The organism is Stenotrophomonas testudinis (genome assembly GCF_024499815.1).
Taxonomy (GTDB): Bacteria; Pseudomonadota; Gammaproteobacteria; order Xanthomonadales; family Xanthomonadaceae; genus Stenotrophomonas.
This window is the reverse complement of sequence record NZ_JAMOKY010000002.1, coordinates 218,540-244,336: the sequence shown is the minus strand read 5'-3', so window position 1 is coordinate 244,336 and position 25,797 is coordinate 218,540. Positions and strand designations below refer to the sequence as shown.

The window sequence follows — 25,797 nt, the reverse complement described above, 5'->3', positions numbered from 1 at the left end:
TACCCGCCAGTGCAGGGCCGGTATGGGCCGCTTTCACGACCCATGCGCGGCCACCTGCAGTGCCTCAGGCGGGCTTTGGCGTCTCGCCATCACCGGCTTCCGGCAGCGGCGGCAGGGTCGGGTCAACCGTCACCGGCCCATCGCTCTTCAGCAGGGCGGCGGCTTCCTTGTCGCTGGCCACGGCCGGCGGCGAACCGCGCAGCGGCATGTTCGCCGTCTCCTTCACGAACATCATGGTGATCAGGCCGATCACCGCCGCAATCATCAGGTAGTAGGCGGGCACCAGCGGATCGCCGGTACGCTCGACCAGCCAGGCCGTGACCAGCGGCGTGGTGCCGCCGAACAGCGACACCGACACGTTGAAGGCGATCGACAGCGCGCTGTAGCGTACCGGTGTGTAGAACAGTGCCGGCAGCGTTGACGGCATCGAACTGGTGAAGCACACCAGGGCAAGGCCCAGCAGCATCAGGCCCAGGAAGATCAGCCAGTCGTTGCCGCTGCCGATCAGCAGCAGGCACGGCACGGCGAGCACCAGCAGCGCGATGCAGGCGCCGATGATCATCGGCCGGCGGCCGAGCTTGTCGCTGAAAAGACCGCCGACGATGTTCAGCGGCATCATCACCAGCATCACGATGATGATCAGCAGCAGGCCCTTGCTCTCCGCATAACCCATGGTCACGCTCAGGTAGCTGGGCATGTAGGTCAGCAGCATGTAATCGGTGACGTTGAATACCAGCACCAGGCCCATGCACACCAGCAGCTGGCGGCCATGCACGCGGAACAGGTCACCTAGCCCCGGGCGGTCGTGCTCGCGCTTCTCGGCTTCCTCGGCGAAGGCACGGAAGGCCGGGGTTTCTTCCAGCTTCATGCGCATGTACAGGCCGAGCAGGCCCAGCGGACCGGCGACGAGGAACGGGATGCGCCAGCCCCAGTCCAGCATGTCCTTGCTGCTCAGCAGCATGTGCAGCGCGGTGACCGTGCCGGCGCCAGCGATGTAGCCGCCCAGCGTGCCGAACTCCAGCCAGCTGCCCATCAGGCCGCGGTTGCGGTCGGTGGAATACTCGGCGATGAAGGTGGCCGCGCCGCCGTACTCTCCACCGGTGGAGAAGCCCTGCACAACGCGCGCGAGCAGCAGCAGGACCGGGGCCCAGATGCCGATGCGTTCGTAGGAGGGGATCAGGCCGATGGCAAAGGTGCCCAGCGCCATCAGGATCATCGTGAAGGCCAGCACCTTCTGCCGCCCGTAGCGGTCACCCAGCGGGCCGAACACCAGGCCGCCCAGCGGGCGCACGAGGAAGGCCACGGTGAAGGTGGCAAAGGCAGCGATCACCTGCGCGGTGGGATTGCTGGAGGGGAAGAAGACCTGGCCGATGGTCACGGCAAGGTAGCCGTAGACGCCGAAGTCGAACCATTCCATCGCATTGCCCAGTGCAGCAGCACCGACGGCGCGCTTGAGCATGGGCTTGTCGACGACGGTGATCTCGTCGACCTTCAGGTGGCGGCGGCGTTTGAACCAGCCGAAATGTGCATGGGCATCGGGGTTGTCCTGCATGGGGACGTCCTTTCTGTTCTTGGATGGGGAATACGGAATAGGCGGTGTGGTGTGTCCCGGAAATCGGAAACGGCGATGCTGGCGCAACTGGCGCAGGGGCATCGATGCGGGCGGTCCACGCTGGACCAGGACGTACGGGAAAAGACCACGCACGGGAAACTACGCGGTGGATTGGCGAGGGCTGGTGAAGATCAATGCCAGCGGTGATGGCAGATGCCACCGATCAGAACGGGCTGACCGGAACAGGCTCGGTGCGCATCGGAAAAACAGTGAAGATCAGCGCCTGAGCGGCGTCATCCACCCGGATCCTGCACGCGGCGAAGGAATGAGGGGGTGAGAGCGGGTGTGGCAAGCAGTACGCCGGTCGGCCGTGATTCCCACGTAACAGGGGTGCCTGCCACGTAGTACGTCGTGTCGATCATCCGTTCATGATAACGGTTACGGCGTGAACATGCAGCGAAGTGGGCTCTAGCAGACGCTGTGTTCCACCCTGCCTGTTCATGTGCGCGCTTTGATGGTGCTCGCTGCGATGACATGCTGTGGACGCAGTGTGGCCGCACCGCTCACAACGTAGCGCTTACGGTGGTGGCGAGCCAACGCAACCGGAGCATCGCATGACCCGTCGCATTCCCGAAGGTACCCTTGTCGTCGTCACCGATGGTGGCTCGGCGCGCGTGTTCACCAACGTCGGCACCGACCATCAGCTGACGCTGAAGCAGGAGGGCGAGCTGCGCCTGCAGGACATCAGCGAGCAGGGCGTGTCGGGACAGGGCCCCTCGGGTGCCGTGCCGAAAGACATGTCCATTTCCCAGCTCAACGAAGCGACGTTCGCCAAGCAGGTGGCCGAGCAGTTGAACGAGGATGCGTTGAAGAACCGCTACTCGCACCTGATCCTGGTGGCCGATCCGATCACCCTTGGGCGCATCCGCCCCCTTCTGCACAAGGAAGCGCAGGCGCGGCTGCTGGATGACCTGGCGAAGAACTTCACCAACGCACCGCTGGAAGACATCCAGCGCGCACTGGCGGCGTGATGTCATGCCCTTCATGCGCGACCACCAGTCCGCCGAGCCGACCCGCAGTGATGTCGATGCGCAGGTCGGCTGGCTGCTGATCGAGTTTGGTGCGCCGTGGTGCGGCCATTGCCAGGCCGCGCAGCCGGCGCTGCAGCAGTTCGTGGACGCGCATGAACTGCCGCACTGGAAGATCGAGGATGGCAAGGGCAAGCCGCTGGGCCGCTCGTTCCAGGTGAAGCTGTGGCCGACGGTGGTCCTGCTGCGCGACGGCCAGGAAGTGGCACGCGTGGTGCGGCCGGTGGACAGCGTCGATCTGTCCACCCTGGTGGCAGCGCTGCCCACGTAGCGTCGAGCTTGCTCGGCTACGCCTGCCTGGATCTGTGTAGAGCCGAGCCCATGCTCGGCTGCTGGTCGGATGTACGCCGCCAGGAACGGTCAAGCGAGCTTGACCACTACCAGAGCACACCCGGAGGACGAGCCCGCCGCAGCGCTATAATCCGCCGGTGCTGTCGCTCTGCTTGAATTCCGATGACCTCTCCGCTTTCCGCTGAATCCCTGCGACGCCACGCCGCACCCGCGATATGGGATGACCTGCTCGCCCATCGCTTCGAGGCCATCGAGTCCGCCTTGCCCGACCTCCTCGCACCCCAGGACGCCGAGAGCGGTGCCCGTGCACTGGCCCTGCTTGCGCCGCCGCAGGCACTGTCTATCAATGCGCTGTGGCAGGCCTTGGCAGCGTGGCAACAGCAGGCCCCGCAAGCTGATGCGCCGCTGCTGCTGGCCGCCCTGGTGTGGGATCGCATTGCCGTCGATCTGCGCGGCTCGGGCTGGAGGTCATCGGTGGGCGAGGGCGCCTGGTCCAGCGTGCATGCCGCGCAGACCGCGTTGTTCGTCCACGCCATTGCCCTGGCCGATCGCGGGCCGTTGCCCTGGCCGCTGCTGCACCAGCTGATGCGCAGCGTGGCGGCGTTCGGCGTGCCGGTGTGGATGAGCGACTGGATGCACGACGGCTTCCATCCTGCCGATGGCGCCGGCCCGTGGTGCGACATGCAGGCCCTGCTCGGCGCGTGGATGGCAGAGGCGCCGCGCCTGCCAGACCTGCCGGAGCAGATGCCTGCATCCTGGTCTGCCGCGGTTCCGCCGCCGCCGGAACTGGATGAGGAGGGCGACCCGGTCGAGAGCGACGAGGCTTCGCCGCAGGCGGCACTGGCGTGGCTGCAGATGGGCCTGCAGGCCGCAGGCCACGGCCTGCCGCTGCTGGACACTTACGCGCGCCTGCGCACGCCGCGCTGGGGCGGCAGCCATGAAGAGATCCTCGCGCTGGCCGAGGGTCCCCTGGCCGAAGGTCTGGATGCATCGCAGCGCAACCAGCTGCGCATGATCGTGTGGCTGGATGCCATCGACGTGGACAGCATCGACACCGACGACCGCAGCGCGGTGCAGCAGGCCTTCGCACGCGGCATGGAACTGCTGGCGCAGCCGCAGTCGGCGCTGGAGCGCACGGGGATCTCCCTGCAGCTGGCCGAGCTGGCTTCGCGGGTGGACAACACCGATATGGCCGCGGCGTACTACGCACAGGCGGCCGACCCCAGCGTGCCGCGCGGCTTCGACGATCATCAGCTGATGCGCATGCTGCACGCAGCCGCGGCGACCGGCATGGGTGAGTGGCTCGCGCCAGTGGTGGCGCGGCAATGGCGCAACTCGGCGTGGGCGGCGGTAATGCAGGGCGTACTGCGCGATACCGGTTGGTGCGGGGTGACGCCCGATGCGGCGCAGGCCGAGGCGGCCTGGCGACACGCGGCCGCGCTGATGGCGGTGCCGGCGCCGGGCGCGGACTGCCCGTTCAACGACGTCTACTACGCCTTCGACGAGTCGCTGCAGCACGCCGCGCTGCTGCGCATGGCCCAGGTCGGTGCCGAACTGGGCTTTCCGGAGATGCAGGCCGCGCTGGGCTACCACTACTTCGAACACGCGCCGTCCTACGATCCGGCGCTGGCTATCCAGTGGTACCGCCGTGCGGCCGAGCAGGACAGTGGCCGCGCACTCTACAACCTCAGCCTGGTCTACGACCGTGGCTTGGAGGAGGGGGGCATCGCCGGCATCGGCACGGACGAACTGGTGCACCTGTCCAACGCCTGCGAGCTGCGCTGCCTGGAGCTGGCGGCGACCGAGGAAGAATGGGGCGAGCGTCTGCAGCGTCGCGTTCGCAGCTGCGTGGCGGGTGCGGGGTACTACCTGCGCACGCAGGTGCCTGCCGAGGGGCGCCTGCCGCGCCTGCTGGATACGCTGGAGTTCTGGGGCGGACAGGCGTGGACGCAGGCCGCCTGGATGCTGGCGCAGTACTACGCCGAGCGCAGCGAAGTCGAGTTTGACCGCGCGGTCTTCTGGGCCGAGCGTGCCTGCGCGCAGCAGCCGGATGAGGACGAGGTGCTGGCGTTGCGCACGACCCTGCAGCGCGGCCTGTTTGGCAGCCGCCGCTACCGGCAGGCGATGGAACGCGTGAGCGACGGACTGCCGGCGCGGTGATGCCCTTGTAGAGCCAAGCCCATGCTCGGCTGCTCTTGTAGAGTCGAGCCATGCTCGACTGCTTTTGTAGAGTCGAGCCATGCTCGACTGCTTTTCCAGCCGAGCATGGGCTCGGCTCTACAGAGAGCGCCAGCCGAGCATGGGCTCGGCTCTACAGAGAGCGCCAGCCGAGCATGGGCTCGGCTCTACAGAAAGCGCCAGCCGAGCATGGGCTCGGCGCTACGACGACCGCTGCACCTTCACCGCGAACTGCTCCGGCCAGTCGCGGTACAACGCCACCTGGCCCTCGCGGCGTACCGCAGATACCGCCGCGGCATCGATCTGCCCGATCAACCAGCGGCTCTCCTCGGTGAACACCCGCTCGCTCTCGCACAGCACGCCGTTGGCCGGCATGCCGCGGTCGGCCGGCACATACATTGCCGCGCGGCCGTAGTTCACATCCACCGACGGGCTCCAGCTGGCCATGCCGGCCGTGGCCGAAACCAGCACGGGCAGCTGGTTTTCCAGTGCACGTGCCTGCGAGCCGATGCGCACGCGGTGGTAGCCTGCCTCGGTATCGGTGCAGCTCGGTGCCAGCAGCAGGTCCACGCCGGCCTCGGCCAGCTGCCGTGCCAGCATCGGGAATTCAGTGTCGTAGCAGATCAGGATGCCGAGAATGCCCAGTGGCGTCTCGAACGTGCGCAGCCCATCGCGGCCACCGGCGATGTTCCAATCCTCGCGCTCGAAGCGGGTCATGATGAGCTTGTCCTGATGGCCCAGCAGGCCCTGCGGACCGAACAGGAATGCGCGGTTGCGGTACTGGCCATCTTCGTCCTGCACCGGCGCCGAGCCGGGGCAGAACCAGACGCGATGGCGCTGGGCGATCTGCGCGCACAGCGCCTGCCAGCGCGGCAGCAGCGGTTGGATGCCGGCGATGGACGCGGCCAGGTCGCCGCGCTCGGCCGGCGGCAGCTGGCCGGTCAAGGTCATCGCCGCGTACTCGGGCAGCAGCACCAGCTGCGCATCGGCGGCCGCGGCCTCGGCCACATGGGCGTCCAGGTGCGCGGCGTAGTCGTCCCAGCGTTCGAACAGCTCGATCGCGTACTGGCTGGTTGCGAAGCGGATCATGCGGTCAGCGCCTTCAGCCAGAACGACATCGGCTTTGCGGTCCTCTCGCTGTGGCCGACGTCCCGCCAGGTAAACGACGTGCTCAACTCCGGGTGATGGACGTAGCCGCGGTTGTGCCAGAAAGCATCCAGCGGCTGGTAGTCGGCCGGGCGCAGCGGATGGTCCAGCGGGCGCTGCACCGCGCTGAAGCAGCACAGGTCGAAGCCGGCCTGGCGGGCGTGCGCCTCGCGGGCTTCGAAGAAACGCACACCCAGGCCCTGGCCGCGGTACTCCGGCAGCAGTACCGATTCGCCGAAGTAGAAAATGCGGTCGGTGTTCCAGGCGCCGCCTAGGAACGGCGCCTGGAACTCAGCGGTCTCCTCGCGCATGGGGATGCCGGTGGACGCACCGACCACGCGGTCCCCATCCTGGGCCAGCACGATGATGCTGCCGGCCGCCGCCGCATAGGTTGCCGCGTAGCCGCGTTCGTAGGCGAGGTCGCCTTCGTACAGATACGGGAAGTCACGGAAGACGCGGATGCGCAGGCGCGCGAGTTCGTCGAGGAAGGGGGTTGCTGCCAGCCCCTGTAGCGTGGTGATGCGCACGTTCGTTGCCGCCCATGGATACTGGGGGTGAGTATAGGCTATGCTCCCTTGCCCGCCCATCCTCAGGATTCTCCCATGAGTGCCACCGACGTCATCCGCGCCTACTACGATGCCTTCAACAGCGGCGATATCGAGGCGTTCGTCGCTCAGGTCACCGACGACGTGGTGCATGACATCAACCAGGGCGGCCGCGAGGTCGGCAAGGAGGCGTTCCTCGCGTTCTGCCAGAAAATGGCCCGTACCTACCGCGAGCAGCTGACCGACATCGTGGTGTTCGGCAGTGCCGATGGCCGGCGTGGCGCTGCCGAGTTCATTGTCAACGGCCAGTACCTGGCGACCGACGAAGGGCTGCCGGAGGCCCATGGCCAGCCGTATGTGCTGCCGGCCGGTGCCTTCTTCGAGATCCGTGACGGCAAGGTCGCGCGCATCACCAACTACTACAACCTGCCGCACTGGATCGAAGCGGTCAGCCGCTGAGGCAGGCGCCAGCGCCACGCTCCTGGCAGGTGCCAACCTTGGTTGGCGCAGAACCACCGACCAAGGGCGGCCTCTACCAGGGCACGCCCCGGCAACCGCACCGCAGCATGCCTCGCGGCAAACCCGGTGCTACGATCAGGCCACCACCTGAATCGATCCAAACGCCGATGCCCCTGCTGGACCGTCGCCTCCTGATCGCCATCGCCGCCACTGCCATGCTCGCCTCCGGCGTGGGAACGGCCGCCACGCCCAAGTCCGCCGCCGACAAGGCCTATGCCTCGGTCGACCCCTTCATCGGCACCGGCGGGGAAGGGCATACCTACCCGGGTGCGACCGTGCCGTTCGGCATGGTCCAGCTCAGCCCGGACACGCGCATCCAGCCGCGCGAAAAGGCCTATGGCTGGGCAGCCGGCTACCGCTACGACGACAGCAGCATCGTCGGCTTCTCGCACACGCATTTCTCAGGCACCGGCCACTCGGACCTGGGCGACATCCTGGTGATGCCGTTCACCGGCGAGCCCGGCCTGGAACGCGGTGATCCGGAGAAGCCGCGCAGCGGCTATTCCTCGCGCTTCCGCCATGACGATGAGAAGGCCGAGCCCGGCTACTACGCGGTCACCCTCGACGACTACAAGGTGCGCGCCGAGCTGACCACCAGCGCCCGCGTCGGGGTGCATCGCTACACCTTCCCCAAGGGCACCGACGCGAAGATGCTGCTGGACATGCGCACCAGCATGTACGACTACCCGGGCAAGATCCTGTGGTCGCGGGTGCGCGTGCGCGACGACGGCACGGTCACCGGTTTCCGCGAAACGCGCGGCTGGGCGGCGGGTCGCCAGCTGTATTTCGCGATGCGCTTCTCGCGTCCGCTGACCAGCCATGAGCTGCACAGCACCGAGAAGGACATTGTCTACAAGGGCTTCGCGCCCCCGGGTGAGAAGGATCCGAAACAGCGCGCACAGATCGAAGGCCGGCAGCTGGTCGGTACCTTCGATTTCGGCAGGCTGGATGCGCCGTTGATCGTCAAGGTGGCGATCTCGCCGGTCAGCGAGGCCGGTGCGATCGCCAATCTCGACGCGGAAGTGTCCGACTTCGACTTCGATCGTGTGCGTGCGCAGGCGAAGCAGGAGTGGACGAAGGCGCTGTCGGTGCTGGACATCGACGCGCCCGAACATGCGCGCCGCAGCGCCTACACCGCGCTGTACCACACCATGCTTGGGCCGACGCTGTTCATGGATGCCGACGGCCAGTACCGCGGTGCCGACAACGCGGTGCACAAGGCCGAGGGCTATACCAACTACTCGACCTTCTCGCTGTGGGATACCTACCGCGCCCTGCATCCCTTGCTGACCCTGGTGCAGCCGGAGAAACGCAACAGCGATTTCATCAATTCGATGCTGGCCCACCACGACCACAGCCCCTACGGCATGCTGCCGGTGTGGTCGTTCCACGGCCTGGAAGACTGGTGCATGATCGGCTACCACGCGGTGCCGGTGATCGCCGATGCCTACGTCAAGGGCATCCGTGGCTTCGACGCCGACAAGGCGCTGAAAGCCATGGTCGAGACGGCCAACTACGGCCCCTACGACGGCATCGCGCAGTACCGCGAGCTGGGCTACGTGCCGATCGACGAGGAAGGCGAGGCCGCCAGCAAGACGCTGGAATATGCCTTCGATGACTGGACCATCGCGCGCATGGCGCAGGCGATGGGCAAGACCGACGTGGCCACCACCTTCGACAAGCGTGCCGGCAACTGGCGCAATGCGTTCGACAAGGACACCGGCTTCATGCGCGCGCGCAAGCGTGACGGCAGCTTCCGCACGCCGTTCGACCCGAGTGCCAGCGGCTACGGCACCGACTACACCGAAGGCAATGCCTGGCAGTATTCCTGGTACGTGCCGCAGGACGTGGCCGGTCTGGCCGCAGCGCACGGTGGCAGCGACAAGCTGCTGGCACGGCTGGATGAGGTGTTCAACGCCAAGGTCGATCCGTCCATCTTCGAGCACATGGAAGACATCACCGGCCTGATCGGCTGGTATGCGCACGGCAACGAACCCAGCCACCACGTGGCCTACCTGTATTCGTACGCCGGCCAGCCGTGGCGCAGCCAGGCCCGCCTGAAGCAGATCATGGACACGCAGTACGCCGACCGTCCCGATGGCCTGGCCGGCAACGATGACGTCGGCCAGATGTCGGCGTGGTATGTGTTCACCGCGCTGGGCTTCTATCCGGTGGCGCCGGGTTCGGGCGAGTACATCCTCGGCCGTCCGTTCCTGCCGAAGACCGCGATGCGCCTGCCGAACGGCAAGACGTTCACGATCGTGGCCAACGGCCTGGACGACAAGCACGCCTACGTGGGCAGCGTGAGCCTCAACGGCAAGCCGCTGCAGCGCACCTTCCTGCGTCATGACGAGATCCTGGCCGGTGGCGAACTGACCTTCACCATGCAGGCCGAACCGAACAAGGAGTGGCCGGGGCAGGGTGCGCAGGCGCCGTATTCGATGTCAACGCCATAACGGTAGCGCCGGGCCACGCCGGGCGGCGGAACCTGTAGAGCCGAGCCCACGCTCGGCTCGGGCACCGCGCCAGAAGCAGCCGAGCGTGGGCTCGGCTCTACAGGCCGCGGAACCGCATTCCCACCCGTGCGCCACCCATCGGCGCGCTGCCGATGTCCAACGTCGCGCCATGCCGCTGCGCGATCTCGGCCACGATGGCCAGGCCAAGCCCGCAGCCATCGCCGTGGCTGCTGGCGCGGTAGAAGCGTTCCGTGACGCGGCCGCGCTCGGCTTCGTCGATCCCGGCACCATCGTCATCCACCCACAGCTGCACGCCGTCGTCGTCGCGCTGCACTGCCAGGGTGATCACCCCGCGCTCGGCGCCATAGCGCAGCGCGTTGTCCAGCAGATTGCCCAGCGCCTCACGCAGCAACGGTGCATCGCCCCGCACCGGCACGCCTTCGTCCGGCCCCTCGTACCCCAGGTCCACCCCGGCAGCCAACGCGCGGTCGGCATAGCGCTCGACCACGGTGCGCGCCAGCGCCGCCACGTCCACTACCTGCAGCGGCAACGAACCGCCCTGCGCATCCTCCGAACGGCTGAGCAGCAACAGCTGGTTGACCAGGTGCTGCAGCCTTGACAACCCAGCCAGCGTTCCGGACAACGCCAGCTGCTGCGCCTGAGGATCCTGCTGCCGCAGCGAACTCTCCAGCTCCACCTGCATTGCCGCCAACGGCGTGCGCAGCTGGTGTGCGGCATTGCTGACGAAGCGGCGCTGTGCCGCCTGCATCGCATCCAGCCGCTGCAGCAATGCGTTGTAGGCCTCCACCGCGGGCCATAGCTCGCGCGGTGCCTCTTGCTGCGGGTCCAGCGGCGCAAGCGGGTCCGGTCGCGGGCTCGCCAGTCGCCGCGCCACCTGGTTGGCATGGCGCGCCGCCGCGCCGGTGCCCGACCAGGCCAGCCACGCCGCCAGCGCAAGGATCGCGGCCTGGAACGGCACGCTGGTCATCAGCAGCTTGCGCTCCAGCCGGTGCCGCTTGCGCAGGGTTTCGGCCACCCGCAGGCGAACCTGATGCCCGCCCGTGGTCGGCACCAGCACCTCCACCATGCGCACCGCTTGCCCGCGCAGCCGGGCATCGTAGTAGACCGCGTCCTCATCGGCGGCCTGTGCGGGCCGCGGCAGTGCCTCGGCCAGATCGCCATACAGCCGCACGCCGGCTGCATCGACCACTTCGCCATGTACTTCATCCACCGTGTCCCAGGTGAACATGCGTGACATGGCCGGCGTGACGTCCATCACCGCGCGACCATCCTGCTCCCTCACCAGCTCGGACAGGGACATCGCCGAGTCCAGCAGCCAGCGGTCATAGACCTGGCCTGCGAAGTAGCGCGCCAGTGCGAACGAGCCCACCGCACTGCACAGCAGCAGCACCAGCAGCGGCAGCCACAGGCGGCGCAGCAGCAACCCGCGCAGGCTCGCCACGCGCTCAACCATCGATGGCCTCCAGCCGGTAACCGAGGCCGCGCAGCATGCGGATGCCCACATCCGCACCGGCCTGTTCGAACTTGCGGCGCAGGCGGCTGACGTGCACTTCGATCACCGAGAGATTGGCCTCGTGGTCCCAGCTGTACAGCGCGTCGAACAGGCGCTGCTTGGTCACGGTGCGTCCGGGCTGCTGCATCAGCGCATCGACCAGGGCCAGCTCGCGTGCGGTCAGCTCGATGCGCTGGCCGTCCACCTGCACCTCCTGGCGGATGCTGTCCAGGCACAGGCGACCGAGCCGCTTCTGTGCGGGTGCATCGCTGCGGCGTCGTGCCAACGCGCGCAGGCGCGCTTCCAGTTCGCCCAGCGCGAAGGGCTTGGCCAGGTAGTCATCGCCACCGCGGTCCAGGCCGAGAATGCGGTCCTCCACGCCATCGCGTGCGGTAAGGATCAGCACCGGCAGGCTGATGGCCTGGTCGCGCAGGCGCGACAGCAGGTCGAGGCCATCCACATCGGGCAGCGACAGGTCCAGCACCATCACGTCATACGGCGCAACGGCAAGTGCCGCCGGCGCCAGCAGGCCCTGCGCCAGGTGGTCACACAGGTGGCCGGCACCCTGCAGGGCACGTACCAGGCCGTCGGCCAGGGCCGCGTCGTCTTCGATCAACAGGATTCGCATTGCAAGCTTCGCGCAAGATTCGGGAAAGTTTGGCGCAAGTGCGCCACCTTACCGTGGCGCGCATGAATTTCCTCCCTCGTTCGGCGGCCCTGCTGGCCGCACTGGCGTGTGCACCTGCGGCGTGGGCGATCAGCCTGCAGGACGCGCAACGTGCCATGGATGCGCACAACCCGGACCTGCGCGCGGCGGCGCTGGAACTGCGCGGTGCGCAGGGTGATGCGCTGACTGCTGCATTGCGGCCTGCACTGGAACTGTCGCTGGGCACCAGCAAGATCAGCCCGAAGCACGGCGTCGGCAGCGGCCGCTGGCAGGACAAGCGCGTCGACAGCACCGTCGGCCTGGGCTTCACCTGGGAACGCGGCGGCAAACGAACGCTGCGCATGCGCCAGGCCGATGCGCTGGTGGAGGCGGCCGGGCTGGAACAGCTGGACATGCGCCGCCGGCAGCAGGTGGCGCTGCACGAAGCGTATTTCGGACTGAAGGCAGCGCAGGACGCCCGCGACATCGCCGAGGCCAACCGGCGCAGTTCGGCCGAGCAGATGGCCGCCGCGGAGCGGCAGGTCGCCAGCGGTGCGATGGCACCAGTGGATCGTGCTCGCCTTGCCGTGGATGACCTGGCGGTGGCCGATGCAGCACGCGAAGCAGCGCTGGACCTGCGCGACGCACAGCATACGCTGGCCCTGCTGCTGGGCATGGATGAGAGCGCGTCTCTCAGTGCTGACGACGCGTGGCCCGACGCCAGCAGGGAAGCGGCTGGCAGCGCCGCCGATCCGCAGCAGCGGGCGGATCTGCGCGCCGCGCGTTCGCGCCTGGCCGCGGCTGATGCTGGTGTTGCACTGGCACGCAGCGAGCGCCGCCGCGACATCCAGTGGGGTGTGGAAGCCGAGCGCGAGCCGACCGACATCAATGGCGTGACCTGGGGTGTGTCGGTGACGATCCCACTGGGGGCGCCGTCGCGCGCGCAGGGCGGCATCCAGCGCGCCGAGGCCGACCGCGATGCCGCCGCACTGGAACTGCATGCGCTGCAGCGCCAGACCTGGACCGAGCTGGACCAGCTGCAGGCCGGCGCCGAAGCCGCCGCGCAGCGCCGCCGGGATTACGAGGGGCTGCAGGCCGACAGTGCACGCAAGGCCGTGCAGGGCATCGAACTGGCCTATCGCCGGGGTGCCGCCAGCCTGACCGACCTGTTGGATGCGCGCCGCAGCTGGCGCGAGTTCGAAGCCGCGCTGATCCAGGCGCGGGCCGACCATGCCATTGCACTGGCGCGCTGGAGCGCCGCCACGTCCGTTACCGAAGGAGAGTCCCTGTGAACCCGCATGCCGCCACTCAACCGCGTGCGCGCCGCGCATTGCTGCCTGCGCTGCTAGCGCTGGCCCTGCTGTCCGGCTGCGGGCGTGAACCGGCCACCTATGCCGATGGCGCCCCGGTGGTCAGCGCCGGGCAGATCCAGTTCCCGGCCGACAGCCGCCAGCTGGACGTACTGCGCAGCGAGGTGGTGACCGAGGGTGCCAGTGCGTCGCTGCAGCTGCCGGGCCGCGTGGTCTGGGACGAAACCCGCTCCAGCGCGCTGCGTGCGCCGTTGCCGGGCCAGGTCTCGCGCATCGAGGCGCAGCCGGGGCAGAAGGTCAAGGCGGGGCAGGTGATTGCCTGGATTACCTCGCCGGAGTTCGGCCAGGCGCAGGCCGAAGGCGTGCGCGGGCGCGCCGAGCTGCAGCAGGCCCGCCGCGAACTGGAGCGCACCCGCGAACTGCATGCTGCCGGCGTAGCCTCGGGCCGCGAGCTGGATGAGGCCGAAGCACATTTCGCCGGCAGCCAGGCCGACCATGCACGCGCCGCCGCGTTCGCCACCGCCTATGGCAATGGCAACCGCGTGGACCAGCGCCTGCCGCTGCGCGCGCCCATCGACGGTGTGCTGGTGGAGCGCCGGATGAGCCCGGGCATGAACGTGGGGCCGGATGGCGAGCAGCCGCTGGCGGTGATCGGTGATCCCGACCGCCTGTGGCTGTTGCTGGACATTCCCGAGAGCCTGGCCGGACGCCTGCAGCCGGGCATGACGGTGCGCGTGCCGGCTGCCGATGGCAGCACGCTGCAGGCGACCTTGCAGCATGTGGATGACTTTGTCGACAGCGAGCGCCGCGTGGTGCAGGCGCGTGCCGAACTGGACAACCACGGCCGCAGCTTCAAGGCCGGCCAGTACGTGCGCGCCCAGGTGGCGCTGCCGGCGCAGGGCGGCGTATCGCTGCCGGATGCCGCCGTGTTGCTGATCGATGGCAGGCAGGTCGTGTTCGTGGACGAAGGCAAGGGCCACTACGCGCGTCGCGCCGTGCAGGCCGAGGAACTGGGTGACGGGCGCCTGTGGGTGCGCGAAGGGCTGGCGGCCGGCAGCCGCGTGGTGGTCGAGGGCGGCCTGCTGCTGCAGCAGCTGGTGGACAGCGCGGCGGCCCCGGCAACCGCCGCTTTCGCAACCGCCGCTCCCGGCGTGGGGCATGCCGCACCATGATTGATCGCCTGATTGCTTACTGCCTGCGTCAGCCGCTGATGGTGATGCTGGCGCTGCTGCTGTTCATTGGCACTGGCATTGCCGCGTTCCGCGTGCTGCCGGTGGAAGCCTTCCCCGATGTGTCCGACACCCAGGTGACCGTGGTCTCGCTGCACCCGGGCCGCGCCGCCGAGGAGGTCGAGCGCGAAGTCACCATGCCGCTGGAAGTGGCACTGTCGGGCATTCCGCACTCGGTGCGGGTGTTCTCGCATACGCAGTTCGGCCTGTCGATGATCATCCTGACCTTCGACGACAAGGCCGATGACTACTTCGCGCGCCAGCAGGTGATGGAGCGCCTGCAGGGCGTGGACCTGCCAGAGGGCGTGACCCCCGAGCTGGAGGCGATGAGCTCGGCGGTGGGCGAGATCTACCGCTACGTGCTGAAAGCCCCGCACATGAGCCCCACCGAGCTGCGCACCGTGCAGGAGTGGGTGATGGAACGCGGCCTGCGCACCGTGCCCGGCGTAGCCGATGTGATCAGCTTCGGCGGCTATGCGCGCACCTTCCAGGTCAAGCCGGACCTGGACAAGCTGCGTGACCGCGGCATCAGCCTGGGTGAGTTTTCCGAAGCGCTGGAGAAGGGCAGCTCCAATGCCGGTGGCGGCTATGTGGAGCGCGGCCAGCAGCAGTTCCTGATCCGAGGCGTCGGCCTGATGCGCTCGCCTGCCGATATCGGCAGCGTGGTGGTCGCGCAGAAGGGCGGCACGCCGGTGCTGGTGCGCGACCTGGCCGGCATTGCCGATACCGGCCTGCCGCGGCAGGGCCTGGTCGGCCAGGACGACAACGACGATGCGGTGTTCGGCATGGTGCTGATGCGCAAGGGCGAAAATCCGTCCGACGTGCTCGACGCCCTGCATGCGCGCGTGGCCGAGATCCAAGCCAGCCAGCTGCCGGCAGGCGTCAGCATCGAGCCGTTCTACGACCGCTCCTGGCTGGTCTCGACCACGCTGAAGACCGTGTTCCGCAACCTGCTGGAAGGCGCGGTGCTGGTGTTCCTGGTGCTGTGGCTGTTCCTCTACAACGCCCGCGCCGCGCTGATCGTGGCGGCGATGATGCCGCTGGCCCTGCTGTCGACGTTCCTCGGCCTGCACCTGTGGGGCGTGCCGGCCAACCTGCTGTCGCTGGGGGCGATGGACTTCGGCATCATCATCGATGGTGCGGTGATCGTCACCGAGCACATCGTCTCGCGCCTGTCCGCGCTGCCGCGTACGGCAGACCGGAAGACACGGTTCTCCACCGTGCTGTCGGCGGCGTCGGAAGTCGGGCGGCCGACCTTCTTCTCGATGCTGATCATCATTGCAGCGCATATTCCGATCTTCACCCTGCAGCGGCAGGAAGGCAGGATGTTCGCGCCGATGGCCTATTCGGTGACCTCGGCGCTGATCGGTGCGCTGATCCTGGCGCTGACCGTGGTGCCGCTGTTCTGCTACTGGTGGCTGCGGCGCGACCGCATGCGCGGCGAGAACCCGTTGATGGACCGCCTGACCGGCTGGTACCAGCCGGTGCTTGAGCGTGCGCTGGCCCGCCCGCGGGCGGTGGTGCTGACCGCCGTCGCGTTGCTGGTCGGTACGCTGGCGCTGGGCACGCGCTTGGGTTCGGAGTTCCTGCCGGAGCTGGATGAGGGCTCGATCTGGCTGACCGCCACGCTCGACCCCAGCACCAGCCTCGCCGAGGCGCAGCAGCAGTCGCGGCGCATCCGCGAACTGGTGAATACCTATCCGCAGGTCTCCACGGTGGTGGCCAAGCTGGGCCGGCCTGAGGATGGCTCCGATGCCAAGGGCGCGAACCAGATCGAGGCGCTGGTGGCGTTGAAGCCGGAGAAGGAATGGCCGAAGGGCGTGGACAAGCGGCAGCTGATCGGCGACCTGCAGCGCACCCTGGAGCAGCGCATTCCAGGGCCGGAGTTCTCGATCTCGCAGCCGGTGCGCGACAACATCCTGGAGAGCATCTCGCAGATCAAGGGCCAGGTCGTGATCAAGGTCAGCGGTGCCGACCTGGATGTGCTGAACCGGGAAGCCCAGGCCATCCTTGGCCAGGTGCGCGGCGTGGACGGCGTGGAGAGCGCCTTCATCGACCGCGATGGCTCGCTGCCGCAGCTGCAGGTACAGATCGATCGTGACCGTGCCGCGCGCTATGGCCTGAACGTGCGTGACATCGACGAAGTGATCGAGACCGCGCTGGGCGGCCGCGAAGTGGGTGAGCTGTGGGAGGGCGACCGCAAGTTCCCGATCACCCTGCGCCTGGACGATGCCGACCGTGACCTGCAGCGCCTGCGCATGGTGCCGGTGGGCATCGGCGATGGGCATGCCGTGACGCTGTCCGACGTGGCTGATTTCCACATGGCCAGCGGTGCGATCAACATCTCGCGCGAGAACGCACAGCGGGTGAAGGCGGTGAGCATCTTCATCGCCGGCCGTGACATGGGCAGCGTGGTGGCCGACATGCGTTCACGGGTGGATGCGAGCGTGACGCTGCCCGAGGGCTACCGTCTGGAGTGGTCGGGAGAGTTCGAGAACCAGCAGCGCGCGATGAAGCGGCTGGGCTGGGTGATCCCACTGTCGGTGCTGATCATCTTCGTGCTGCTGTTCGATGCCTTCAAGGACATCAGCAGTGCGGCGCTGATCCTGGCCAACGTGCCGCTGGCGATGATCGGCGGCATCCTCGCCCTGTGGCTGACCGGCATTCCCTTGTCGGTGTCGGCGGCGATCGGTTTCATCGCGTTGTTCGGACAGGCGGTATTGAACGGCGTGGTGATGCTCAGCCGATTCGCCCAGCTGCGCGAGCAGGGCATGGACCTGCTGCAGTCGGTGGTGCAGGGCTCGCTGCAGCGCTTGCGCACGGTGCTGATGACCGCGCTGCTCGCGATGTTCGGCCTGCTGCCGATGGCGACCTCGCACGCGATTGGCGCCGAGACGCAGAAGCCGCTGGCGGTGGTGGTGATCGGCGGCCTGCTGTCGGCGATGCTGCTGACCCTGCTGGTGTTGCCAACGCTTTACTACTGGGTGCACAGAAGCCGCGCCGCGAACCGGTAGGTGCCAGCCCTGGTTGGCACGCCGCGATGAACCGATAGATGCCAACCTTGGTTGGCACGTTGGGAACGTCCACCAAGGTGGACGGCTACCGGGAGCTGCGGCCCCACGCGCTCGGCGCACATCCCATCACCCGACGGAACGCGGCGCTGAACTTGCTGGGATTGGCATAGCCCGCTGCCAGCGCCACCTCGGTTACCGCGCGGCCCTGCAGCAGCACGCTGGCGGCCCAGTGCATGCGTCGCCGGGTGAGGAACACATATGGTGATTCGCCGCTGGCAGCACGCAGGGCGCGGCCGAAGGCCGAGGCCTCCATTCCCACGGCCGTCGCCAACGCTGCAACATCCAGTGCATCGGCGCGATGCGCATCGATGTATTCCTCCAGCTGCCTCAGGCGGCGTGCCGGCAACGGCGCTGACGCCGGCGACAGTGCAGGCGTCTGCCCTGCCAGCTGGCCCAGCCGGTGCAGCAGCACCGCGCTGCCGTGCTGCAGGAATCCGGGCAGGCAGGCGTCGGCCTCGGCGCTCAACCACAGTGCCTGCAGGACAGACACAATCACCGGGTCCTCGTGCAGCCGGGTGGCCAGCGGCGCCAGCCGCTGTGCGGCCTGCGGATGCAGGCGGGTATCCATGGCGATGCCGAGCAGGTCCACCGCCGGGCTGGTGTAGCTGCCGGCATCACCGGGCAGCACCAGGTTGAACTGGCCTGGCCGCCAATGTCCCTGCAGACAGCCCAGTGTCGTGCGTTGGTGCAGCGCCCCGCCGCCGGCCAGCGCCAGGCCCAGACGCAGCTGGTCGGGATGACCCATCTCGCCTTCGCTGGCTTCGAAGCGGTGCCGCAGCAGCACGATGCCGCCGTCGTCGCTGGCATGGGTGCCAAGCGCGGGATGGCCGGTTTCGTGCTGCAGCTGTGTGGCAAGGGCGGGCATGACGGTTCCGGGAATGGAGCGGCGGCGCACGGAATGGAGTGGCAGTTGCGGGTGGGTGTTACATCATAACAATGTGTGCCGGCCGTCCTGCCAGGCACCTGCCCGTCTCCCGAGAGGTCTCCCTTGATATCCCCCGTATCGTCCGCTGCGCTGGTCGCGGCGTCTCTGCTCGTTCCCGTCCTGCCCGCGCATGCCCAGCAGAAGGATGCCGCCACCACTCTGGACGGTGTGATGGTCACCGGTTCCAAGCGGGATACGCCCTACCTGAAGAGCGATCTGTCGGTCACCGTGCTTGACCGCGAGGCGCTGCAGCAGGCCGGCGTCACCGAGTTCCGTGACCTGGACAAGCTGGCACCCAACGTCAAGTTCAACGTGATGGGCCAGCTCAGCAACATGTTCATCTCCATCCGCGGCATCGAGTCCAACCCGTTCCTGGTCAACCGCGCTTCGGTCTACATCGATGGCATCCCGTTCCGCGAGCTGAGCAACGCCGTGCTCAATCAGGTCGAATCGGTCGAGGTGCTGCGCGGCCCACAGGGCACGCTGTACGGCGCCAACAGTGAATCGGGCCTGGTGCTGGTGCGTACGCGTGGCCCGTCCGATGCCACCGAGGGTGAAGTGAACCTGCGCCACACCTGGTTCGGCAACGGCGGCGGTACCGCGCTGGATGGCTTCCTGTCCGGCCCCCTGGACAAGGGCGGCGCGCTGACCGGCTCGGTCGCCTTCATGGGCTCGCAGGAGGATGCCTACCTGAAGAACCTGACGCCGTCCGGTGCGCGCGGCAAGGTGGACGAAGGCTACCTGCAGGGCAAGCTGCGCTGGCGCCCCAGCGACTACGTGCAGGTCAACGCGCTGGCCTACCACCTGCGCACGCGCGCGCCGGGCATGTTCGAGTACGAGTACCTGCCGCTGGATACCGGCCTGTACAACCGCACCTACGGCAGCACGCTCAACGGCGGTCGCCAGGCCGGCGATTTCACCTACATCAACGATGCGCCCAAGCGCACCGAGAAGGATGAAACCGTCGCAGGCCTGAGCGCGCAGTGGCAGCTGCAGGCGGGCACGCTGGATGTGGCCACCTCCTACCGTGGCGAGGAGGTGATGTCGGCCGGCTACGATTTCGACATGACCGCCAGCGCTGCACTGGCCGGCCGCATCTACGACAAGAAGAGCGAATGGACGGGCGAGGCGCGCTTCAGCTCACCCAGCGGCCAGGCGCTGACCTGGATGGCCGGCGTGGCGACTTACCGCACCGGCAAGGATTCCATCCTCGGTACGTTCGTCGGGCCGGCCACCCGCGGCCTGGACAGCTACAACCTGGCGCCGCGGCAGACCTCCAAGGGCGAGGATTACAGCGTGTTCGCCACCGCCAGCTACACCTTGCCGGCGCTGCCGAAGCTGACCGCCAGCGTGGGCCTGCGCCACGAGCAGGCGCGACGTTCCACCGAACAGCGCGCCGGTGCGCTGGACCTCGGCGCAGGTGGCCTGGTGCTGTACCGCGACGCCGCGCTGGCGCACACGTTCTCGGCCACGCTGCCGCGCGTGTCGCTGCGCTACGACGCCAGCGATGACCTGTCCTTCTACGCGGCCTCGGCCAAGGGCTATATCCCGGGTGGCTTCAATCTCGCGGCCGCGCAGAGTGATGTAGTCAACGACAAGGTGCTGCGTTACGAGTCCGAGCGCATGTGGAGCCACGAACTGGGCTTCAAGATGAACCTGGCCGGCGGCCGCGGCCACATCGGCGGGGCGCTGTTCCACATCACCTCGGACAATTGGCAGGAGATCCAGGTCGCCACCGATGCCGATGGTCGGCCGATCTCTTCGGACTACGTGGGTTCGGATGCCTCGATCTGTTCGCGCGGGGCCGAGCTGGAAGGTGTTTTCGACGTGCTGCCGGGGCTGAGCCTGATGGCCAACGTCGGCTACGTCGACGCGAAGTACACCAAGCTCTGGGTCAGTGCGGAGCAGAACCTTGCCGGTAAGCGGGTCAAGCTGACCCCGCATTACACCGGCTACCTGGCCGCGCGCTACCAGTTCGATTCGGGACTGTACGCGCGGGTGGAATCGCAGTTCACCGGTACCAGTGCGCTGGACGAGCGCAACCGTGCGTTCCAGCCCGCGGTGGCGATGCTGGGGCTGCAGGTGGGATATGAGACGGGGCCGTGGAGCACCCGGTTGTTCGTGCAGAACCTGACCGACAAGCGGCGCATCAACGGCCTGATCTTCGACAACCTCGCCTTCGGTCGTGATGGCAACTACTACGGCCCGGTGGACCATCCGCGCATCTTTGGTGCCGAGGTGGGTTACCGGTTCTGAGTGCGTTGCCGGCCAGCGGCCGGCATTACCAGGCGTAGCGTTGTGTCTGGTAGATGCCGACCTTGGTTGACATGGTGAGGCAGCGCCCACCAAGGTGGGCCGCTACCTGGGCACGCGGTGCAACGCCCGCCGGTTGAGGATGTGGGCGGTGGCCAGCAGCACGCCGCCGCAGGCGGTCGCCACGCCATGCCAGACCAGCGATTCCTTCAGCGGCATGTACAGCGACGACGCCAGCAGCGCGACCGCGCCGCAGGCTGCCAGCCGCAGCGGCCACCACTGGCAATGGCGGCGGCCACCGGAGGCGGTGCTGGCCATGGCTACGGTGGAGGCGACCACGGCGAACACCCATTCCCAGCGCGACATCACCAGCAGCGCGGTCATCGCGCCGTGGGCCGGGTGCTGGAACGAGCGCAGGGCCATCATCGCCGCTGGCACGAAGGCCAGCAGCAGGGGCAGGGTGATGCAGTGCGCGGCGCAGGCCAGCGACAGCCAGGCGCCGGCCAGGTCGAGACGGGGGTGCCAGCGTGCCGAAGCTGGCGGCTGGGGCAGTGCCCTTGCGGGCGGCGTGGGGATGTGGTCCATAATGTTACATAGTAACAATTATGGAGTTCCCCCATGAAGCGTTCCGTTTTGCTGTTCCTGTTGTCTGCCGCTCCCGCCGTGCACGCACACGATGTGCGCCAGCTCGGTGCCCACGTGCACGGCCAGGCCACGGTCGAACTGGCCGTAGACCAGGGCACCCTTGAACTGGCCCTGCAGGCGCCGGGTATCGGCATCCTTGATTTCGAACGGCCGCCGGCCAATGCCACCGAACAGGCGGCGCTGGACGCGGCACTGGCCACGCTGAAGCGCGGCGACTGGTTGACCCTTCCCACTGCAGCGCAATGCACTCCCCTGAAACGTGACGCGCGGGCCGACGGCTTCGCTGCCGTCGCACCCACGATAGCCAGCACGCCGGGCAAGCACACGCATGCAGGCTTCAACGCCGAGCTGCGCTACCAGTGCGCCAACCCGGCCGCGCTGCGCGTGCTGGTGCTGGCCTTGCCGAAGGCCTTCCCGAACCTGCACGAGGTCATCGTCAACAGCGCGACGGCGGCCGGCCAGAGCCGCACAGTGCTGACCGTGGACAACCTGCGTGTGGTGCTCGCCCCATGAACACCGCCGCGGTGATCGCGCTGGAGCAGGTGCGTTTCAGCTATGGCGGACGCACCGTGCTGGATATTCCGCAGCTGCGCATCGCCGCAGGCAGCAGCGTGCTGCTGCGCGGCGCCAGCGGGTCGGGCAAAAGCACCCTGCTGGGCCTGCTGGCTGGCGTGCTGCGGCCCGAACAGGGCGAGGTGGTGGTGGCCGGCACGGCCGTGCACGCCCTGAAGCCGGCCGCGCGCGACCGCTTCCGTGCCGATCATCTCGGTGTGATCTTCCAGCAGTTCAACCTGCTGCCCTTCCTCAGCGTGCGCGACAACATCGCGCTGGGCCTGCGCTTCTCGCCCGCGCGCAGCGCACGCGTCGGACGGCCGCTGGATGATGAGATCCTCCGGCTGCTGCAGGCCCTGCACCTGGACCCGGACCTGCTGCAGCGTCGGGCCGGCACCCTCAGCGTCGGCCAGCAGCAGCGCGTGGCCGCAGCGCGCGCGTTGATCGGTCGCCCGGCCGTGCTGCTCGCCGATGAGCCGACCTCGGCACTGGACCGCGAAGCGGCCACCGCCTTCCTGCAGCTGATGGCCGCGCAATGTGCCGCGGCCGGTACCACTGCGGTGGTGGTCAGTCATGATGACAGCCTGCACCCGCTGTTCGACCGCGTCGTGCAGCTGCAGGACATCAACCACGCCGGAGCCGCCCATGTTTGAACTTGCCTGGGCCAGCCTGCGCAGCCGTGCGTTGAGCGTGTCCCTTACCGTCCTTGTCATCACCCTCAGCGTGACCCTTCTGCTGGGCGTGGAGCGCGTGCGCGTGCAGGCCCACGAGGGTTTCGCCAGCACCGTTTCGGGTACCGACCTGATCGTCGGTGCGCGCTCGGGGCCGGTGAACCTGCTGCTGTATTCGGTGTTCCATATCGGCGACCCGACCAACAACGTGTCCTGGCAGTCCTACCAGGAACTGTCGACGCTGCCGCAGGTGAAGTGGGCGGTGCCGTTGTCGCTGGGTGATTCCTGGCGCGGCTACCGGGTGATCGGCACCACCGGCGGCTACTTCGAGCACTACCGCTACGGTGCCGGGCACACGTTGGCCTTCGGCGAGGGCAAGCCCTTCGATGACCTGTACGATGTGGTGGTCGGCGCCGATGTCGCCCGCGCGCAGGGCGTGCAGGTGGGCGATGAGATGGTGCTCGCCCACGGCACTGCCGCGGTGACGTTGGCCAAGCATGCCGACAAGCCATTCCGTATCAGCGGCGTGCTGCAGCGGACTGGCACGCCGGTGGATTCGTCGGTGCTGGTGTCGTTGCCGGCGATCGAAGCCATCCACGTGGACTGGCGTTCAGGCGTGCAGCTGCGGGGGCACAAGGTCAGCGCCGAGGAGGCGCGGCACCTGGACCTGACCCCGACCAGCATCACCGCCTTCATGCTTGGCCTGAACTCGCGCATCGCCACGTTCTCGGTGCAGCGCGCGATCAATGACTACCCGGACGAGGCACTGCTGGCGATCCTGCCCGGGGTGACCCTGCAGCAATTGTGGCAGTCACTGGGTACGGCCGAGCGGGCGCTGCAGCTGATCAGTGCGATGGTGGTGCTGCTGGGCCTGGTCTCGTTGGTGGCGCTGCTGGTGTCGACCCTGCAGGAGCGGCGTCGCGAGATGGCGGTGCTGCGCGCCACGGGTGCGCGGCCACGCTACATCGCCAGCCTGCTGGTGCTGGAAGCGGTGGCGACCAGCACCATGGCCTGCGTGCTGGCCCTGGCGATACTGGTGGCCGCCAGCCTGGCCGGGCGCGGCTGGGCACTGGCGAATTTTGGCCTGTCGATCACCCATGTCTGGCCGGACCTGCGCGAGCTGGCGTGGGTAGGCGGGGTGCTGGTGCTGAGTGCCGTGGCGGGCCTGGTGCCGGCATTGCTGGCCTATCGGCGCACCTTGGCCGACGGCCTGTCGGCGGGAGCCTGAGCGATGCGCGCGTGGCTTTTCCTTGCCGTGATCCTGCTGCTGGCCGGCTGCGAACGTCCGGTGGATACCGGCGTGCAGGCTCTGCCGCCGTCGCCTGTGCAGGACGGCGCGACAACCCAGGCGGCTGCCGAGCAGGAACTGGACTGGCTGCAGATGATGCCCGCCGACGAACTGGCCGCACTGGAGCGGGGCGACGGGCCGGAAGTGAAGCACAGCGGCAATCGGCGCATGGCCCAGTTCGGCACCTTCCGCACGGTGGATACAGTGCTGGACCGGGCCGTGCGCCTGCCCGGTTATGTGGTGCCGCTGGCCAATGCCAGCGATGGCCGGCTGACCGAGTTCCTGTTCGTGCCTTACTACGGCGCGTGCATCCACGTGCCGCCGCCACCCCCGAACCAGATCGTGCACGTGCGGCTGTCGCGGCCGATCGACATGCCGGACATGTACTCGCCGTTCTTTCTCGCCGGCACGCTGCGCGCCGAACGCGTGGACGACGACCTGGCCGGTTCGGCCTACACCATGGCAGACCCCGAGTTGAGGCCCTATGAACCGTAACGCCTGTGTCCTGGTGCTGATGTTGTTGGCCGGTTGCAGTCGACCTGGTGGCGATGTACCCGACGCGGCGGCTGAACCGGCGGCTGCCACGGCGACATCCGGTGCGGTGGGTACGCCGGGCAGGGCCGCGCCTGCCGAGGATGCAATCACGGCCTGGAACGCGTTGATGCCGGAGGAGGACGCTTTCCTGCGCCCGCCGCCGCAGATCGGCATCGACCGCAGCGGCGGCATGGGCGCGATGGCCGGCGTAGGTGGGCTGATCGATGACACGGGCTCGGGCACGCCGCCGGGCACGGCCATCGACCACTCCAGCCCTGACCACGCGCAGCAGTTCGGCTCCGCTGCCGTGGTCGATGACGTGGACGGCCGCGAGGTCGACCTGGATGGCTATGTGGTGCCGTTGGGCATGGACGACGCCGGGGCGGTGAATGATCTGCTGTTCGTGCCGTTCTATGGCGCCTGCATCCACGTGCCGCCGCCGCCACCGAACCAGATCATACACGTGACCCTGGCCAAGCCGATTGCACTGGGCAATCTGTGGGATGCCTATCGGCTGTCGGGACACCTGCGGATCAAGCGCTTCGAGGCCGACATCGCCAGCGCGTCCTACGATGCGGACGCAGCCACGTTGACGGCGATCGGCAGCTGATGCGGCGCGCGCACTGGCTGGGGATCGGTGCGGTGCTGCTACTGGCCGGTGCCGCGCTGCTGGCCTGGCAGCGCTGGGCGCCGCAGGGTCGCCCACCGCCTGTGGCATTCCCCACACCGGTGGCCGCGCTGCAGGCCGACATCGAGCGGCACCTGCGCGAGGATCGTGCGTTCCGTGATGACGTGGTGTTCCTGCTGGCGGCCACGGTGCGTGACCGCTGCGTTCCGGCCGAGGCGGGTGTGTTGGCACGCATGGCCAACCGCGCGGCGCTGCCGGTGCTGGGTCCGGTCAGTGCGGTGACGGCGCAGGATCGTCGGCTTGATCGGCCGATCTACCAGTTCATCCAGCACCGCGCCGACCGCACCGAATGCGGTGAACCGCTGCAGCTGCCCGCCTCGGGGACACAGCCGCTGCAGGTGGACGTCGAGCTGTACGCGCGCAGCTTCCCCGACAGCTATTACGACCCGACGCACAGCAGGGTGCCGCGCGACTTCGGCGGCCGCAGCCTGGTCGAGCGCGCAGGCGACGCCTGCAACAGCGTGGTCTATTCGGTGCTGCCGCTGGGCCCGGGCGACTGGCGCTGCAGCATGCTTCGGGCCAACGCGCGCAGCCGCGTGCATGGCGCCTGCGAGAGCGAGCTGCAACGCCAGCACGGCAGTACCAGTGGCGAGCTGGACATGGCCGTGGGGCAGGGCATGCAGGGGGCGGTCGTTGCGGCCATCGCCGCCTTGCCGGAAGGGTGCCGGTAACTGGCCTTTGTAGAGTCGAGCCA

The 25,797-nt window shown here is 68.1% G+C and carries 22 protein-coding genes; 15 read left to right on the top strand and 7 right to left on the bottom strand.

The annotated features are described in order from the left end of the window. Positions 1-64: 64 nt before the first annotated feature. Entirely contained in the window at positions 65-1,552 is a 1,488-nt protein-coding gene (gene proP, locus NQ204_RS02520; RefSeq protein WP_256642990.1) for a glycine betaine/L-proline transporter ProP, read from the bottom strand. Between the two features lie 614 nt (positions 1,553-2,166). Here proP and NQ204_RS02515 point away from each other — a divergent pair. The 3 genes from NQ204_RS02515 to NQ204_RS19600 all read left to right on the top strand — a co-directional run bounded on the left by NQ204_RS02515 (position 2,167) and on the right by NQ204_RS19600 (position 5,091). Then, positions 2,167-2,583, top strand: a complete 417-nt coding sequence (locus tag NQ204_RS02515; RefSeq protein ID WP_116862418.1) for a baeRF12 domain-containing protein — start codon at positions 2,167-2,169, stop codon at positions 2,581-2,583. Between the two features lie 4 nt (positions 2,584-2,587). Then, positions 2,588-2,911: a thioredoxin family protein gene (locus tag NQ204_RS02510; RefSeq protein ID WP_256642989.1), complete on the top strand. Its 324-nt coding sequence runs from the start codon at positions 2,588-2,590 to the stop codon at positions 2,909-2,911. A 182-nt stretch (positions 2,912-3,093) separates the two neighbouring features. Beyond that, positions 3,094-5,091: a DUF4034 domain-containing protein gene (locus tag NQ204_RS19600; protein ID WP_305888243.1), complete on the top strand. Its 1,998-nt coding sequence runs from the start codon at positions 3,094-3,096 to the stop codon at positions 5,089-5,091. 219 nt (positions 5,092-5,310) lie between these two features. On the opposite strand, the gene NQ204_RS02500 is transcribed toward NQ204_RS19600, so the two are convergent. Continuing rightward, on the bottom strand, positions 5,311-6,198 hold the full coding sequence (locus tag NQ204_RS02500) for a carbon-nitrogen hydrolase family protein (RefSeq protein ID WP_256642988.1): 888 nt from the start codon (positions 6,196-6,198) through the stop codon (positions 5,311-5,313). Further along, on the bottom strand, positions 6,195-6,782 hold the full coding sequence (locus NQ204_RS02495) for a GNAT family N-acetyltransferase (protein WP_256642987.1): 588 nt from the start codon (positions 6,780-6,782) through the stop codon (positions 6,195-6,197). The genes NQ204_RS02500 and NQ204_RS02495 overlap by 4 nt, the downstream gene beginning before the upstream one ends. A gap of 75 nt (positions 6,783-6,857) precedes the next feature. Here NQ204_RS02495 and NQ204_RS02490 point away from each other — a divergent pair, with 75 nt between their 5' ends. Both NQ204_RS02490 and NQ204_RS02485 read left to right on the top strand, forming a co-directional pair. Continuing rightward, positions 6,858-7,259 carry a ketosteroid isomerase-related protein gene (locus tag NQ204_RS02490; protein WP_256642986.1) on the top strand — a complete coding sequence of 134 codons (402 nt, stop codon included), beginning with the start codon at positions 6,858-6,860 and terminating at the stop codon, positions 7,257-7,259. A 167-nt stretch (positions 7,260-7,426) separates the two neighbouring features. Continuing rightward, positions 7,427-9,775, top strand: coding sequence for a GH92 family glycosyl hydrolase (locus NQ204_RS02485; RefSeq protein WP_256642985.1), 2,349 nt, complete (start codon positions 7,427-7,429; stop codon positions 9,773-9,775). Positions 9,776-9,872: 97 nt separating this feature from the next. Here NQ204_RS02485 and NQ204_RS02480 read toward each other — a convergent pair whose 3' ends face one another. Then, positions 9,873-11,249, bottom strand: coding sequence for a sensor histidine kinase (locus tag NQ204_RS02480; RefSeq protein WP_256642984.1), 1,377 nt, complete (start codon positions 11,247-11,249; stop codon positions 9,873-9,875). Then, positions 11,242-11,916, bottom strand: a complete 675-nt coding sequence (locus NQ204_RS02475) for a response regulator (protein WP_116862410.1) — start codon at positions 11,914-11,916, stop codon at positions 11,242-11,244. The genes NQ204_RS02480 and NQ204_RS02475 overlap by 8 nt, the downstream gene beginning before the upstream one ends. A 62-nt stretch (positions 11,917-11,978) precedes the next feature. Here NQ204_RS02475 and NQ204_RS02470 point away from each other — a divergent pair, with 62 nt between their 5' ends. Genes NQ204_RS02470 through NQ204_RS02460 form a run of 3 tightly spaced genes read left to right on the top strand, consistent with a single transcriptional unit; the run spans position 11,979 to position 17,487 of the window. Continuing rightward, positions 11,979-13,226: a TolC family protein gene (locus tag NQ204_RS02470; RefSeq protein WP_256642983.1), complete on the top strand. Its 1,248-nt coding sequence runs from the start codon at positions 11,979-11,981 to the stop codon at positions 13,224-13,226. Further along, a complete protein-coding gene (locus NQ204_RS02465) occupies positions 13,223-14,416 on the top strand; it encodes an efflux RND transporter periplasmic adaptor subunit (RefSeq protein WP_116862409.1) in 1,194 nt (397 codons plus the stop codon). The genes NQ204_RS02470 and NQ204_RS02465 overlap by 4 nt, the downstream gene beginning before the upstream one ends. After that, complete coding sequence (locus NQ204_RS02460) at positions 14,413-17,487, top strand: efflux RND transporter permease subunit (RefSeq protein WP_116862408.1); 3,075 nt, start codon at positions 14,413-14,415, stop codon at positions 17,485-17,487. The genes NQ204_RS02465 and NQ204_RS02460 overlap by 4 nt, the downstream gene beginning before the upstream one ends. Before the next feature lie 85 nt (positions 17,488-17,572). On the opposite strand, the gene NQ204_RS02455 is transcribed toward NQ204_RS02460, so the two are convergent. Then, positions 17,573-18,412 carry an AraC family transcriptional regulator gene (locus tag NQ204_RS02455; RefSeq protein ID WP_116862407.1) on the bottom strand — a complete coding sequence of 280 codons (840 nt, stop codon included), beginning with the start codon at positions 18,410-18,412 and terminating at the stop codon, positions 17,573-17,575. Between the two features lie 123 nt (positions 18,413-18,535). Here NQ204_RS02455 and NQ204_RS02450 point away from each other — a divergent pair, with 123 nt between their 5' ends. Continuing rightward, complete coding sequence (locus tag NQ204_RS02450; RefSeq protein WP_243402607.1) at positions 18,536-20,728, top strand: TonB-dependent receptor; 2,193 nt, start codon at positions 18,536-18,538, stop codon at positions 20,726-20,728. Between the two features lie 102 nt (positions 20,729-20,830). On the opposite strand, the gene NQ204_RS02445 is transcribed toward NQ204_RS02450, so the two are convergent. Further along, on the bottom strand, positions 20,831-21,310 hold the full coding sequence (locus NQ204_RS02445; protein WP_116862406.1) for a MerC domain-containing protein: 480 nt from the start codon (positions 21,308-21,310) through the stop codon (positions 20,831-20,833). Between the two features lie 33 nt (positions 21,311-21,343). Between NQ204_RS02445 and NQ204_RS02440 the strand changes: the two genes are divergently transcribed. Genes NQ204_RS02440 through NQ204_RS02415 form a run of 6 tightly spaced genes read left to right on the top strand, consistent with a single transcriptional unit; the run spans position 21,344 to position 25,774 of the window. Next, entirely contained in the window at positions 21,344-21,883 is a 540-nt protein-coding gene (locus tag NQ204_RS02440) for a ZrgA family zinc uptake protein (protein ID WP_256642982.1), read from the top strand. Continuing rightward, positions 21,880-22,575 (top strand): ABC transporter ATP-binding protein, encoded by a 696-nt coding sequence (locus NQ204_RS02435; RefSeq protein WP_256642981.1) that lies wholly within the window; start codon positions 21,880-21,882, stop codon positions 22,573-22,575. The genes NQ204_RS02440 and NQ204_RS02435 overlap by 4 nt, the downstream gene beginning before the upstream one ends. Continuing rightward, positions 22,568-23,821 carry an ABC transporter permease gene (locus NQ204_RS02430; RefSeq protein WP_256642980.1) on the top strand — a complete coding sequence of 418 codons (1,254 nt, stop codon included), beginning with the start codon at positions 22,568-22,570 and terminating at the stop codon, positions 23,819-23,821. The genes NQ204_RS02435 and NQ204_RS02430 overlap by 8 nt, the downstream gene beginning before the upstream one ends. Positions 23,822-23,824: 3 nt before the next feature. Then, on the top strand, positions 23,825-24,376 hold the full coding sequence (locus tag NQ204_RS02425; RefSeq protein WP_256642979.1) for a DUF3299 domain-containing protein: 552 nt from the start codon (positions 23,825-23,827) through the stop codon (positions 24,374-24,376). After that, on the top strand, positions 24,366-25,025 hold the full coding sequence (locus NQ204_RS02420) for a DUF3299 domain-containing protein (protein ID WP_256642978.1): 660 nt from the start codon (positions 24,366-24,368) through the stop codon (positions 25,023-25,025). Before NQ204_RS02425 ends, NQ204_RS02420 begins: the two co-directional genes overlap by 11 nt. Beyond that, a complete protein-coding gene (locus tag NQ204_RS02415) occupies positions 25,025-25,774 on the top strand; it encodes a hypothetical protein (protein ID WP_256642977.1) in 750 nt (249 codons plus the stop codon). The genes NQ204_RS02420 and NQ204_RS02415 overlap by 1 nt, the downstream gene beginning before the upstream one ends. Positions 25,775-25,797 lie beyond the last annotated feature (23 nt).